Here is a 14,590-nt window from a genome sequence, read left to right as displayed (position 1 = left end):
GTGTTCCAGTGATTCATCAGGACACGGCCTGTTGTGTGTCGCGCAATAAAACCTGTACTGCGCCCGACCCGCCATCCTGCTCGGAACATTCCACATAGGCCAGAACATCGGTCATTTGGCTGAGCCAGCGCCTGACCGTGACCCTGAGGACGGGCTCGCCATCTTTTGAGCCATAGCCTTTGCCATGCACGATGCGCACGCATCTTATATTGTGTTCCAGGCACGATAGGAGAAACCGGTCCAGCCTTTCGTGGGCTTCGGCGATCGTATTGCCATGAAGATCCAGGCTGGCGTTGATCACCCACTTTCCGCGCTTCAGCCCATTGATCAGATCCGGCCCGCAGCCGCGTCGAAGAAAACAGGTATCGCCCTGGTCGATTCCGGCGGGGCTGTAGTGGTCGGACTCACGAGGTAGCTTAACTGGATCGTCACCGATAGCCCGCTGTCGACGCTCGCGCAGCATCGCTTTCGAAGCCCGAGCAACCGGTGGCAGGATGGCGCGACGGGTATCTTTTATTGCCTTTACGTTTTTTACCGCACGCCGAAACAACGCGATGTCTTGCTCATCCTGTACAGCAGCCGACGCTATTGAGTCGGCACTATTTTTCCCGTGTGCAGGAGTTTCGCCGCGAGGCGGCGTTACGGCACGATCCGTTTCATCTCTGCTTGCGTTGGCAGCGGCATGATCAGCCGCCGCCTGGGCCTCTTTGCGCAGGCGCTTAAGGTCGGCAAGCGTTTGCGTAGCCGCGCCCTTGCGCCCGGGCTTACTCGCCCGCATTCTCCAGCCATCGTTGTGCGTCCAGCGCGGCCATGCAGCCTGTGCCGGCGCTGGTGATGGCCTGGCGGTAAACATGGTCCTGTACGTCGCCAGCGGCAAACACGCCGGGTATGGACGTCATGGTGGCCATTCCGTCCAGGCCGCCTTTGGTTATGATGTAGCCGTTCTTCATGTCGAGCTGGCCTTCGAACAGACCTGTGTTCGGCTTGTGCCCGATCGCGATAAACACACCTGTTACGTCGAGATCTTCAGTTGCGTTGGTTTGATTATTGCGCAGCCTCGCGCCGGTTACGCCGGATTGATCCCCGAGAACCTCCTGGAGTTCGTAGAAGAGCTTGAGCTTAATGTTACCGTTGGCAACTTTATCCATCAGTCTGTCGAGGATTATTGGCTCGGAACGGAACTTGTCGCGACGGTGCACCAACGTGACGGTGCGGCAGATATTCGACAGATAAAGGGCTTCTTCCACCGCGGTGTTTCCGCCGCCCACGACGATAACGTCCTGGTTCTTATAGAAAAAACCGTCGCAAGTGGCGCAGCCGGATACGCCTCGGCCCATGAAGCTTTGCTCGGTCGGCAAGCCCAGGTACTGGGCCGACGCGCCCGTGGCAATGATCAGGGAGTCGCAGGTATACTGCGCCCCGGTATCGCCCGTAAGCGTGAAAGGACGCTTTGAGAGATCGACGCTGGCGATATGATCGAATACCATCTCGGTGTTGAAACGTTCTGCATGTGCCTGAAAGCGCTGCATCAAGTCGGGACCCTGTACTCCCTGCACATCGGCTGGCCAGTTGTCCACGTCGGTGGTTGTCATGAGCTGACCCCCTTGTTCCAATCCGGTAATGAGCACCGGTTTCAGATTGGCGCGAGCCGCATAGACGGCGGCGCTGTAGCCGGCTGGTCCCGAACCCAGGATAAGAACTTTGGCGTGTTTGAGAGTTGTCATTACAGAAGATCCGAAATACATGAACAGCCAATTATAATGAGTCTATGGCTAGATTACCTGCTACCTCTCCCCGGTCTTCGCGCAACGTGCGTAATGGTCCTTCGCCCTTGCAGTCTCGGCTGTCGGGACTACTGCGTGAAGCGCGCTGGATTTTCTTCGCCGCCCTGGCGGCATGGCTAGGCCTGGTGCTTGCCAGCTGGGATCCTACCGATCCCGCGTGGTCTCACTCCGTGCACTCCACCCACACGCTGAACCGTGGCGGGACGTTGGGTGCATATATCTCCGATTTCCTGCTTTTCCTGTTCGGCTATTCTGCATGGCTTCTGGTGGTGCTGCTCGCACAACGCGTTGCCATCGGTTTTTACCGCCTCACCAGCATCCTGCTGCCCAAGCCACAGGTTGAGAGCCTGCCGCGCGTTCATTGGGAGGTCGGCATTGGTTTTTTCCTATTGTTTGTCGGCATGATGGGCATAGAAGCGCTACAGTTGAAGCAGTTTGGCGCCAAATTGCCAGCGGGCGCTGGCGGCCAACTGGGACAACTGCTGTCCGACCTGATGTCCATGTCGCTTGGCACGACGGGTTGTACCTTGCTATTGCTGGCATTTGTAGCAGTAGGCGCCAGCCTGTTCTTTGGTTTTTCCTGGCTGTACCTTTCAGAGAGAGTGGGTTCCGCCATTGAAAAGGCTGTCCGGCGTGTACTCGAGCTGAAAGCGGCTCGCGAGGATCGTCGCCTGGGTGAAGCCAACAAGGCAGTACGCGACGAGACTGTGGTTGCCAAGCATGAGCAGCTGGTGCACGAAGTACCGGTTCGTATCGAGCCGGCCATTACTTCCGTGCCGAAGTCGCCGCGGGCCGAAAAAGAAAAGCAAAAGACCTTGTTCACCGCACCGCTTGAAACGCAAGGTGCTGGTTCTCTACCGGCCTTGGGGCTTCTCGACATGCCGGTCGAGCAGCCTGAAACCGTGTCGCCCGAAACGATAGAATTCACCTCCAGGCTGATCGAGAAGAAGCTTTCTGACTTCGGAGTCAAGGCTGTGGTCGTGTCGGCTCAGGCAGGGCCGGTCATCACCCGTTACGAGATAGAGCCGGCCACGGGAGTGAAGGGCAGCCAGATAGTCAACCTGGCCAAGGATCTGGCCCGTGCCTTGAGCCTGGTCAGCATCCGTGTGGTCGAAACGATCCCGGGCAAGAACTTGATGGGTCTCGAACTTCCCAATGCCAAGCGCCAAATGGTCAAGCTGTCTGAAATAATCGGCTCTCAGACTTATCACGCTGGGGCATCCATGCTTACCATGGCGCTGGGTAAAGACATCGCTGGCAACCCCGTCGTGGCCGACCTGGCCAAAATGCCTCATCTGTTGGTAGCAGGCACCACTGGTTCCGGTAAGTCGGTGGGAATCAATGCGATGATTCTTTCTCTCTTATACAAGGCCGACGCGAGCCAGGTGCGCCTTATTCTTATCGATCCGAAGATGCTGGAAATGAGCGTCTACGAGGGGATCCCGCATCTGCTCGCACCCGTCGTCACCGATATGCGTCATGCCGCCAACGCCTTGAACTGGTGCGTAGGGGAAATGGAAAAACGCTATCGCCTCATGAGCAAGATGGGCGTACGTAATTTGGCTGGCTACAACAGCAAGATAACTGAAGCCATAAAGCGCGAAGAGCCCATTCCGAATCCTTTTTCACTAACGCCCGATGCTCCCGAGCCATTAAGTACTTTGCCCATGATCGTCGTCGTCATCGACGAGCTCGCCGATCTCATGATGGTTGTCGGCAAAAAGATCGAAGAACTTATCGCCCGCCTTGCCCAGAAGGCGCGCGCGGCGGGCATCCATCTTATATTGGCCACACAGCGCCCAAGTGTGGACGTTATCACTGGCTTGATCAAGGCGAATATTCCAACGCGGATTGCGTTTCAGGTGTCGTCGAAGATCGACTCCCGCACTATTCTCGATCAAATGGGCGCGGAAGCCTTGCTGGGGCAGGGCGATATGCTTTATCTCCCTCCGGGTTCGGGCTTTCCTGCGCGGGTGCACGGTGCATTCGTTCATGACGACGAAGTGCACCGCGTGGTAGAGTCACTCAAGCAACAGGGAGAGCCTAACTATATTGAGGGACTGCTCGAAGGCACGCTGGAAGGCGAAACAGGGGATGGCGTGGGCAGCGTGACAGGTTTTGCCGATGCCGAATCCGACCCGCTTTACGATCAGGCGGTCGAAGTGATACTCAAGAACCGACGTGCATCGATCTCATCTGTTCAGCGCCATTTGCGTATTGGTTATAACAGGGCGGCCCGGTTGCTCGAGCAAATGGAGCAGTCCGGTCTGGTTTCCGCCATGCAGTCCAATGGCAATCGTGAAATTCTGGTTCCTGCAGGAAATGTCTCCAATGAAGAATAATCAGAATCCCGTCCGGCATGGAACAGCGCTACGGCAAGCGGCGGGCCATTTCGCACGCTTGCGCCTTGCGGCCGGCGCTGCGATGTTGGCCACGGCACCGTTGTTGGCCTGCGCGGCTGAGGCGCCTGCTCAGTTGCGTGACTTTGCCACCAAGGTGCAGTCCGGCACCGGCCAGTTCACGCAGCAAACGATGGACAGCAAGGGTGGCGGCAAGCGGCCGCAATCCGGAGAGTTCGCCTTCAAACGCCCAGGACAGTTCAAGTGGGCTGTGAAAAAGCCCTACGAACAATTGATCGTGTCCGATGGCAAACTCGTGTATCAATACGATCCTGACCTCGCCCAGGTGACTCAGCGCAAGGTTGACCAATCCATAGGTGCATCGCCAGCGGCGATACTTTTCGGTTCGGGCTCGCTGGACGAAGCATTTTCAGTTACTGAACTGCCTGGCAAGGACGGGCTCGATTGGTTACGGGCCACACCTCGCAGCGCGGACGCTGGATTTACGCATGTCGACATAGGCCTGAAGGACAGTCTACCGGTGCGTCTGGAATTGCTGGATGCCTTTGGCCAGACTACCCATATCGAACTCTCCAATATCAAGGCCAATCCCAAATTGGCATCCGGCGAATTCCAGTTTGTTGCGCCCGTCGGCGTGGATGTAGTGAAGATGCGGTAAGCATGGGCGCTCGATGAACTCCCACGATTTATTCACATCTTCGATCAATGCTTCCGCCTATGCGCCACTGGCCGAGCGCATGCGACCCCGCACACTGGACGAAGTGGTGGGGCAATCCCACTTGCTGGGTCCGGGCAAGCCCTTGCGGGTCGCTTTCCAGTCGGGACGACCTCATTCCATGATCTTCTGGGGGCCGCCAGGAGTCGGCAAAACGACTCTCGCGCGGTTGATGGCAGATGGCTTCGAAGCTCAGTTCCTTTCGATGTCCGCGGTTTTGGGTGGCGTCAAAGATATACGGGAGGCTGTGGTCGCGGCCCAGGTAGCCCAGGGACAGGGACGACGCACCATTTTGTTCGTCGATGAGGTTCATCGGTTCAACAAGGCCCAACAAGATGCCTTCCTGCCTTATGTCGAAAGCGGCCTGTTCACCTTCATAGGCGCCACCACCGAGAACCCGTCTTTTGAAGTCAATTCGGCGCTGCTTTCGCGCGCGCGGGTGTACGTGTTGCAGTCTCTGTCAGTCGATGAATTGATGGAACTCATCGACCGTGCCATCGTACTACTCAATCGGGATGCGGCTTCCGATGCCGTATTGAACTTCGATCCCGCGGCGCGCGACCAGCTTGCACGGTGGGCCGACGGCGATGCACGGCGGGTCATCAATGCCATGGAAGTCGTGGCGGAATCGGCGCATGGCGCCGGCCGCACCGTTGTCGATGCCGCCTGGCTTGAAACATCCTTGTCGCAAGATCTGCGTCGCTTCGATAAAGGCGGAGATGCCTTCTATGATCAGATCAGCGCCTTGCACAAATCGGTGCGGGGCTCCGACCCGGACGCTACCCTGTACTGGTTCGCTCGCATGATAGACGGCGGCGCCGATCCGCGCTACCTGGCGCGCCGCATCGTGCGCATGGCAGTGGAGGACATAGGCTTGGCCGATCCCAGGGCGACCGAGCTTGCCTTGAATGGTGCAGATATTTACGAGCGACTCGGTTCGCCCGAGGGCGAGCTCGCCTTGGCACAAGCCTTGGTGTACATGGCATGTGCCGCCAAATCGAACGCTGTCTACAATGCCTATAATGCGGCGCGCCGATATGTTCAGGACAACGGCAGCGCCCCAGTGCCCGTGCACCTGCGCAATGCGCCCACGAAATTGATGAAAGAACTTGGTCATGGCAAGGCTTATCGCTACGCACATGACGAGCCTCATGGCTACGCGGCGGGCGAAAATTATTTTCCCGACGGTGTGCGCGCAAAGTTCTACAAGCCGACCGACCGAGGCCTGGAAGGTAAAATCTCCGAAAAACTGGCTTTCCTGCGCGACCTCGATAAGCGTCATGGCAAGGAGTAACTGCCGCACGGGCGGAACCGTACAGGGCAGGTAAAATCGCTGGCGGTTCCCTTGCCGCTATTATCCATTCCTTTAATCCACATTTGGTTCATTATGTTAGACCCCAATCAGTTGCGTAAAGATCTGCCTTCCGTTGTGAAGGCCCTGGGCATCCGCGGCGTCTCGTTCGACATTGAACGGTTCGGCCAGCTTGAAGCCCGCCGCAAATCGCTCCAAGTCGAGACCGAGGCTTTGCAGGCCCGCCGCAACGCCGTGTCCAAACTGATTGGGCAGCTCAAGTCCAGGGGTGAGGATGCCAGCAAGGAAATGGCGGAATCCCAGGAGATCCCGGTCCGCCTCAAGCAGCTCGAACTGGATCTTTCATCCGTACAGGGCGAACTCGGCGAATGGCTGATGACGCTGCCCAACCTGCCTCACGACAGCGTGCCTCAAGGGGCATCCAGCGACGACAATATCGAGATGCGTCGGTGGCTTCCTAGTCATGTACAGGCCGATGCCAACGGCAATCCCCAGCCTTTTTCGTTCGAACCTAAAGACCATGTCAGTCTGGGCGAACCCCTCGGGCTGGACTTTGAAACGGCCCGCAAGCTTTCCGGTGCGCGGTTCATGATGCTGCGTGGACCCATGGCGCGCCTGCATCGCGGCTTGGCGCAATTTATGCTCGATCTGCAAACTACCGAACATGGTTACGAAGAATGCTATACGCCGTACATTGTCAACAGCTCCACACTCTTTGGAACGGGTCAGTTACCCAAGTTCAAGGACGACATGTTTTGGGTGACCAAAGGTGGACAGGACGCTGAACCGAATCTCGATGATCAGGGCAATGTCATTGCCAGCGAAGATCTCTATCTGATTTCCACCTCCGAAATCACGCTGGCAGGATCGTTCCGGGATACGATCATCCCGGCTCAGGATCTCCCTGTGAAACTGACCGCGCATACGCCGTGCTTTCGATCGGAAGCCGGCAGTGGCGGGCGCGATACGCGAGGAATGATACGGCAACACCAGTTCGACAAGGTGGAAATGGTACAGGTCGTACACCCGGAAAGCTCTTATGACGCACTCGAGGAAATGGTGGGGCATGCCGAGGCCGTACTCCAGCGTCTTGGGGTGCCATATCGTGTGGTGTTGCTTTGTGGTGGCGACATGGGCTTCGGCGCGACAAAGACCTACGATCTTGAAGTATGGTTGCCTGCCCAGAATACCTGGCGGGAGATATCCTCCGTCTCGAATTGCGAAGCGTTCCAGGCACGCCGGATGCAGGCCCGATATCGCGCTGACAAAGGTAAGCCGGAATACCTGCACACATTGAACGGCTCAGGCCTGGCTGTTGGTCGCGCACTTGTCGCAGTGCTTGAAAATTACCAGCAGCAGGACGGTAGTGTGATTATCCCCGAGGTTTTGCGTCCATATATGGGTGGAGCAACCAGCCTTACGTGCTGAGCCCGGAATACTGCCTGACGAACGAAAAGCTGCAATTGCAGCTTTTCGTTCGTCAGGGATGCGCTTCAGTCATCCCGATGCCCACGTCTGCTATGGTGCTTGCCATGATGTTTGTTATGGTGCTTCCTGTAATGTCGGCCATCACGATAGTCTTCGCGGTAATAGCGCGGGCCATAAACCGTTACTGGCCTGTGGTAGCGGCGCTCCGGTACCACTATCACGCGGGGCCGCTCTACATATCTTACCGGTGGATAATAATAGTCAGGTTCGCTATAGATGACCCCTGGCACTCCAATGGAGATATCGACATCGACTCGTGCCATTGCTGCTGATGAACCCAGCATTGCCAAAGTAGCCGCTCCAGCCAATAACAATCGTTTCATGACAGCACCTTATTTTTAGTCTGAGTGCCTCATTGTGTCCGGAATCTCATTTCACAGTTGTTAGCGAAACGACCTAATACGAATCCAAATGCAACCAGCCGCCTTTATAGGCGTGGATTGTTTACGTTTTCATACTTCAAACTTTAAATCAGACGGGGGTCGCACGAAAGGTTGGCAGAGAGTCCTGCATGTCGGATTCGACGCGGCTCGCCGCTGTTTGTTGAAGGTGTATCCAGTCGACCATTGCCTCCTCGGGCTGGTAGCCGTCAACCAGCTCTATGAATAATTGCTGGATACGCGGATAGTTGTCATTTTTTACAGCATTACGAAGATCGGTCAAGACAGGCTTGAGCTGTTCCCATTCCAGCCGCTTTTCGTTTGCACGCATGATCATAGGATGTTCGGTAGCGCTTACGTTGTTGCCGATGAGGAGCTCTTCATATAGTTTTTCTCCTGGACGCAAGCCGATGAACTTGATGTCGACGTCGCCTCCGGGATTGATCGTGCTGCGTACGCTCAGGCCGGACAGGGCAATCATCTTTCTTGCAAGATCGGCGATTTTTACGGGTTCGCCCATATCCAGCACGAACACATCGCCGCCTTGACCCATGGAGCCCGCCTGTATGACCAGCTGCGCAGCTTCCGGTATGGTCATGAAATAGCGCGTCATTTCAGGGTGCGTGACAGTGACGGGACCTCCGTTGCGTATTTGCTGACGAAAGAGGGGGACGACCGATCCTGACGAGCCCAGTACATTGCCGAATCTCACCATCGAATAGCGCGTTCGGTTTTGAATGGCTGGCTTGCCATCCTCGCCGTAAAGCCGTGGATGAGCTTCGCAGGCAAGGGCCTGCAGAATCAGTTCTGCCAGTCGTTTGGTACTCCCCATGATATTGGTGGGGCGTACGGCTTTATCCGTGGATATCAGCACAAAGTTGCTGACACCGGCTCGTAACGCTGCCTGCGCCGAATACAGCGTGCCGAAAACGTTGTTGATGACGCCTTCGGCGATATTGCGTTCCACCATCGGCACATGCTTATAGGCGGCAGCATGATAGACAGTGTTGACATGCCAGATGGACATGACGTCGAAAAGGCGATCCTGATTACGTACGGAACTGAGCACCGGTACGATCCTGATATCGAGCTCCCCGGAATGATGTACGAAAGCTTCCAGCTCGCCCTGTATGCTGTATAAATTGAACTCACTTTGTTCGAACAATATCAGCGTGCTGGGACGGCTCAGGACGATCTGGCGACATAATTCAGCTCCAATGGAACCTCCCGCCCCGGTCACCATGACGACTTGATCCCGTATGCATTGTTCCAGGAGTTCCCGATTTGGCTGTACAGGATCACGTCCCAGCAAATCGGATATATCTACATCGCGCAAGTCCTGGACCTTGACGCGGCCGCTCGCGAGGTCCATGAAGCCGGGGACAGTGCGGACACTGAAAGGATAGGGAGCTAGCAGGTCGACGATTTCTGCGCGCCTCGCACGGGAGGCCGATGGAATGGCCAGCAATACTTCCTGGGCGTAGCGTTCATTGATCAGCGCATTGAGCTGCTGCGGCCCGTAAACCGGCATCCCAGCAATAACGCGGCCAGTCAGATCGGGATCGTCGTCAATGAACCCGACGGCATGACGTTCATTGCCAAGCCGCAAAGCCATCAGCAACTGGTTGCCCGCATCGCCGGCGCCGTAAATGGCCACTCGGATCTTCCCGCTAGGGTTGTTGTCCACCCGGCGAATGGAATCGGGCCGAAATGATGTGAGGGTAAAAGCCTGTCCCCGGAAGTATTGCTTGAGCGTGATGCGCAAACCCGCAATGAACATGAGGCACAGCATCCAATAGATGATGACGATAGAGCGGGGAATCAGTGCGACCGGCTCAGGGTAGAAAAAAATGAAGATGGCCAGCAAGGCTGAGGAGATACTTACCGCCATGGCGACTGTCGCCAGGGCTTGATAGCCAACGTAGCGCAGGACAGCACGATATAGGCCGAATCGTGCCAGTACCAGCACAGTAAGTACTGGAGCGGCAACGAAGAGCCACGCATGTCCTCCAAAAGGTCGGACAGCGTCCATATCGTCCAGACGCAAATAGAATGCAAGCCATAAGGCGAGCCAGATAAGCAACGTGTCCGCAGCGATTTGAAGGGCGCGTTTTTGAATGCGCGACAGGGCTAGTAGTCGTCCCCGGAACGAATTGCGCCTGGATGATGCACGCAGACCTTCCGCGGGGTCGCGGCCAGTAACAATGTAGCTCATCCCTCCCTTCTCCTTGTCTTGCCGGTCTGGATGACCGGTCTTGTCCGGCTTCTGAACTAGCGATTTGAAACTTCTTTTTTCATATGCCAATAATAAGTAGTCCGCCGACTCCCAGACATACGTCAGACGGGGTAAGAAATTCAGCAGTCACTGGTGTTCGGACGGCCGCATGGGGTAGTGCAAAGACCGGATGTGCGCACATATTGTTCCTCTCTATGATGCATTCAATAACGTCTGTATCAATTACTTAACGGACGACTACGGGGCTCTGGCTGCGAAGCCAGGGATGCCATGCGCAGAGTGGGGAGGAGGATGTATGAGGGTGACGGTCATCGGCAGCGGCTACGTCGGGCTCGTAACGGGCGCTTGCCTTGCCGACGTCGGAAATGATGTGCTTTGTCTTGATGTCGATCCCGTGAAAATCGCCTTGCTGGAGGCAGGCGGTGTGTGCATTTACGAACCGGGACTCGATGAGATCATAAAAAAGAATGTAGCGGCCGGCAGGCTGAACTTTACGACGGACGTCAGGCGTGCCGTCGAGTTCGGTACTTTGCAGTTGATTGCCGTTGGCACTCCGCCTGACGAAGACGGATCGGCCGATCTCCAGTATGTCCTTGGCGCAGCCAGGAATATTGGCAAGTACATGACCGACTACAAAGTGATTGTCGATAAAAGCACGGTGCCTGTCGGCACCGCCACCAAAGTCGAGGCGGTGATTCGCGCAGAGCTGGACCGCCGGTGCACCGACATTGAGTTCAGCGTCGTATCGAACCCGGAATTCCTGAAAGAGGGTGTGGCGATCGAAGACTTCATGCGTCCCGATCGTATCGTTATTGGTTCGAACGATCCGAATGCGATTCATATCATGCGTACCCTGTACGCGCCGTTCCAGCGCAAGCATGACCGCTTGCTGGTGATGGATGCACGTTCTGCGGAACTGACCAAATACGCGGCAAACGCCATGCTGGCTACACGGATATCGTTCATGAATGAGCTTGCCTTGCTTTCCGAAAAGCTTGGGGCAGATATTGAACAGGTCCGGCAGGGGATAGGCTCGGACACGCGGATAGGCTGGCATTTCCTCTATCCGGGTTGCGGATATGGCGGGTCATGCTTTCCCAAGGATATACAGGCGCTTCTTCGCACAGCGGCCGCCGTGGGAGAGGACTTGAAGGTGCTCGCGGCTGTGGAGCAGGCAAACGAGCAGCAAAAGTCCGTCCTGGTCGAAAAGGTCGTCGCGCGTTTTGGTCCGGACCTCACCGGTCGAATCTTTGCATTGTGGGGACTGGCATTCAAGCCCGATACCGACGATATGCGGGAAGCGCCAAGCAGGGTGGTCATCGGAGCGCTTCTACGATTGGGCGCGAAAGTCGTTGCCTACGATCCGGCGGCCATTCACGAGGCGCGGCGGATTTTCGGTCCCCAGAATAGTCAGTTGTCCTATGCCGAGCACCCCATGGTCGCGCTGGACGGTTCCGACGCCCTGATTATCGTGACGGAATGGAAGGAGTTCCGAAGTCCTGACTTTAATGCAATCAAGGCAAGGCTGAAGCATCCCGTCATTTTCGATGGGCGGAACATTTTCGATCTGCATGATGACGGCCTCAAGGGCATTGAGTACTTCGGCATTGGCCGGGTCTCCCAGGTACATGAACTGACTATCGAGAGGGTGGAATGACTCTGAAATTTGCATTGGTGGGATGCGGCCGGATAGCGAAGCGACACGCCGAACTCTTGGGTAAGAATCAGATCGCCGGCGCTGAACTGGCGGCGGTCTGCGATATTCTTGAAGAGAGGGCGGCCGCCACCGCCGAGCTTTTCAACGTGCCGGGTTTCATCGACATGCACCGCATGATGCGCGAGATCGATATCGACGTAGTCGTAGTGCTGACCGAGAGCGGGCACCATGCGCGCCATGTGAAGGAACTGGCACCCTACGGCAAGCATATTGTCGTAGAAAAGCCGATGGCTCTCACCATGGACGATGCTGACGACATGATCAGGGCTTGCGAGCGGGCCAGGATCAAGTTGTTCGTCGTCAAGCAGAACAGATTCAATGTCCCGGTCATGAAACTGCGCGAGGCGTTGGAGCGCGACCGATTTGGCAAGCTGGTAATGGGAACGGTGCGCGTGCGTTGGTGCCGTCCCCAGTCTTACTACGATCAGGACGCCTGGCGTGGTACATGGGCTTTGGATGGCGGCGTACTTACCAATCAGGCCAGCCATCATGTTGACCTGCTTGAGTGGATGATGGGGGAGGTCGATAGCGTGGTGGCCATGAGTACCACTGCACTTGCGCATATCGAGGCTGAAGATACCGCTGTCGTGATATTGCATTTTCGCAACGGCGCGCTGGGCTGCATAGAAGCGACCACGGCAGTAAGGCCCAAAGATCTGGAGGGCTCCATTTCCATACTTGGGGAGAAAGGCGCAGTGGAGATCGGCGGATTTGCAGTGAACGAAATGAAGGTCTGGAATTTTGTCGAGCCGGAACCGGAAGACGATCAGGTGATGGCGAAGTATTCAGTCAACCCACCGAACGTTTACGGATTCGGCCACCAAGCCTATTACAAACATGTCGTCGACTGCATTGTCAATCAGAAGCGGCACATGGTGGACGGTCTCGAAGGACGCAAGAGTCTGGAACTTATTAATGCAATCTACGAATCGATAGAGACCGGACGGGAAGTAAAACTACATTTTCGTCCCAAGTATTCAAAGCTGGGAGCCGCGTAGTGAATAGCCCGAGCATCAGAAGCATCTCCGTTGCCAATGTCGTGTTCGGCGCAAGGGTGACCCTGGTCGATCCGGTGAATATTTATGACTGCACTTTGGGTGACGACGTGTTTGTCGGCCCTTTCGTCGAAATCCAAAGAGGCGTCAAGATTGGCAACCGCTGCCGCATACAGTCCCATGCCTTTGTTTGTGAACTGGTCGAAATCGGTGAGGACTGTTTTGTTTCACACGGGGCCAAGTTTGTAAATGACCTGTTTCGCCACGGAGGGCCAGCGCGGGGCAACAAGACGCTGTGGATGCCGACGCGCCTGGGCAACAGGGTATCGATAGGCACCAATGCAACCATACTGCCGGTTCAAATCTGCGATGACGTGGTGGTTGGTGCCGGTGCAGTGGTAACACGAGATATTGTCGCGCCTGGCGTTTATGCAGGTAGTCCCGCACGCAAAATAAGAGACATCAATGATCAAATTCCTTGATTTACATTCCCAATACCTGCACATGCAATCCGAGATCGACAAGGCCATTGCAGGAGTCATAAGGGACTCCGCATTCATCGGCGGCGAAGTCGTGGAGACGTTCGAGCGAAGGTTCGCCGCGTATCAGCAGGCCGAACATTGCGTCGGTGTGGGCAATGGCACGGATGCCATCGAAATAGTGCTGGAGGCGATGAACTTCCCGCGTGGCGGCGAAGTCATTGTGCCGGCCAACACCTTTATTGCCACTAGCGAAGCCGTGACGCGCAGCGGTTGCAAAGTAGTGTTTGCCGATGTGGACCCAGTCACTTATACGCTCGATGTGGCCGATGTGCATAGCCGCATCACATCGCGAACGGTTGCCATCATAGCGGTCCATCTGTATGGCCATCCTTGTGACATGGATGGATTGATGGCGCTGGCCCGTGAGTCGGGATTGAAGCTTATCGAGGACTGTGCTCAGGCACATGGGGCCGAATACAAGGGCCGGCGTGTGGGCGCCATCGGGCATGCAGGGACCTTCAGCTTTTACCCGGGGAAAAATCTTGGCGCCTACGGTGATGGTGGCGCCATCACGACCAATGATGAACGTCTGGCACGGCAGTGCCGCATGATTGCCAACCATGGTCGTGTCGACAAGTACGATCATCAATTCGAGGGTCGCAATAGCCGGCTCGATGGCCTGCAGGCAGCGATCCTTACGGTCAAGCTTCGCTATCTCGATGCATGGATAAATCGTCGCAACGAGGTGGCCTCGTTCTATACCACCCAACTCGATGGCATTGATGGCCTCACATTACCCAGGGTTGCCGATGGCTGTCGTCACGCCTTTCACTTGTTCGTCGTGCGTACCGCGTCGCGCGAAGCACTGGCCGCCTTTCTGAAAGAGGGCGGCATACAGACGGGAGTGCATTATCCGATCGCATTGCCCAAGCTTCAGGCATACCGCTACCTGGGCGAACCCGACCAGCATATGTTCGCCAATCGCAATGATGGCCATTTGCTCAGCCTTCCGATCGGTGAGCATTTGACTGAACAGGAATTGGTGGAAATTGCCGACGCGGTGAAGACTTTCTGCTTGCAAGCCGTGATCGCCTAGGCAAGATAGTCTGGTGGCCGATGCT

The 14,590-nt window shown here is 56.2% G+C and carries 12 protein-coding genes; 8 read left to right on the top strand and 4 right to left on the bottom strand.

All coding sequences use genetic code 11. From position 1 onward, the window contains the following. Positions 1–16: 16 nt before the first annotated feature. Together CR155_RS14455 and trxB are read right to left on the bottom strand one after the other, a co-directional pair. A complete protein-coding gene (locus CR155_RS14455) occupies positions 17–778 on the bottom strand; it encodes a Smr/MutS family protein (RefSeq protein ID WP_158238281.1) in 762 nt (253 codons plus the stop codon). Further along, complete coding sequence (gene trxB, locus CR155_RS14450) at positions 765–1,724, bottom strand: thioredoxin-disulfide reductase (RefSeq protein ID WP_102070753.1); 960 nt, start codon at positions 1,722–1,724, stop codon at positions 765–767. The genes CR155_RS14455 and trxB overlap by 14 nt, the downstream gene beginning before the upstream one ends. A gap of 44 nt (positions 1,725–1,768) precedes the next feature. On the opposite strand from trxB, the gene CR155_RS14445 reads away from it, so the two are divergent. The 4 genes from CR155_RS14445 to serS all read left to right on the top strand — a co-directional run bounded on the left by CR155_RS14445 (position 1,769) and on the right by serS (position 7,599). Next, a complete protein-coding gene (locus CR155_RS14445) occupies positions 1,769–4,126 on the top strand; it encodes a DNA translocase FtsK (RefSeq protein WP_102070752.1) in 2,358 nt (785 codons plus the stop codon). Beyond that, a complete protein-coding gene (lolA, locus tag CR155_RS14440) occupies positions 4,116–4,802 on the top strand; it encodes an outer membrane lipoprotein chaperone LolA (protein WP_102070751.1) in 687 nt (228 codons plus the stop codon). Before CR155_RS14445 ends, lolA begins: the two co-directional genes overlap by 11 nt. 13 nt (positions 4,803–4,815) lie before the next feature. Continuing rightward, positions 4,816–6,153 (top strand): replication-associated recombination protein A, encoded by a 1,338-nt coding sequence (locus CR155_RS14435; protein WP_102070750.1) that lies wholly within the window; start codon positions 4,816–4,818, stop codon positions 6,151–6,153. Positions 6,154–6,246: 93 nt separating this feature from the next. Further along, positions 6,247–7,599 (top strand): serine--tRNA ligase, encoded by a 1,353-nt coding sequence (serS, locus tag CR155_RS14430; RefSeq protein WP_102070913.1) that lies wholly within the window; start codon positions 6,247–6,249, stop codon positions 7,597–7,599. A 65-nt stretch (positions 7,600–7,664) separates the two neighbouring features. Here serS and CR155_RS14425 read toward each other — a convergent pair whose 3' ends face one another. Continuing rightward, on the bottom strand, positions 7,665–7,982 hold the full coding sequence (locus CR155_RS14425) for a virulence factor (RefSeq protein WP_102070749.1): 318 nt from the start codon (positions 7,980–7,982) through the stop codon (positions 7,665–7,667). A 148-nt stretch (positions 7,983–8,130) separates the two neighbouring features. Beyond that, complete coding sequence (locus CR155_RS14420) at positions 8,131–10,254, bottom strand: polysaccharide biosynthesis protein (RefSeq protein WP_102070748.1); 2,124 nt, start codon at positions 10,252–10,254, stop codon at positions 8,131–8,133. Positions 10,255–10,570: 316 nt separating this feature from the next. Here CR155_RS14420 and CR155_RS14415 point away from each other — a divergent pair, with 316 nt between their 5' ends. From CR155_RS14415 to CR155_RS14400, 4 genes are read left to right on the top strand one after another with little or no spacing between them, the layout of a single operon-like run. Next, on the top strand, positions 10,571–11,932 hold the full coding sequence (locus CR155_RS14415) for a UDP-glucose dehydrogenase family protein (RefSeq protein ID WP_102070747.1): 1,362 nt from the start codon (positions 10,571–10,573) through the stop codon (positions 11,930–11,932). Next, on the top strand, positions 11,929–12,990 hold the full coding sequence (locus CR155_RS14410; RefSeq protein WP_102070746.1) for a Gfo/Idh/MocA family protein: 1,062 nt from the start codon (positions 11,929–11,931) through the stop codon (positions 12,988–12,990). The genes CR155_RS14415 and CR155_RS14410 overlap by 4 nt, the downstream gene beginning before the upstream one ends. 56 nt (positions 12,991–13,046) lie before the next feature. Continuing rightward, on the top strand, positions 13,047–13,469 hold the full coding sequence (locus CR155_RS21280; protein WP_199171770.1) for an acyltransferase: 423 nt from the start codon (positions 13,047–13,049) through the stop codon (positions 13,467–13,469). After that, on the top strand, positions 13,453–14,565 hold the full coding sequence (locus CR155_RS14400; protein ID WP_102070744.1) for a DegT/DnrJ/EryC1/StrS family aminotransferase: 1,113 nt from the start codon (positions 13,453–13,455) through the stop codon (positions 14,563–14,565). Before CR155_RS21280 ends, CR155_RS14400 begins: the two co-directional genes overlap by 17 nt. The last annotated feature ends 25 nt before the right edge of the window (positions 14,566–14,590 follow it).

The sequence above is a fragment of the Pollutimonas nitritireducens genome (genome assembly GCF_002849615.1).
Taxonomy (GTDB): domain Bacteria; phylum Pseudomonadota; class Gammaproteobacteria; order Burkholderiales; family Burkholderiaceae_B; genus Pollutimonas; species Pollutimonas nitritireducens.
Note: the sequence above shows the minus strand (reverse complement) of the source record. Positions and strands in the feature narration are given on the sequence as shown.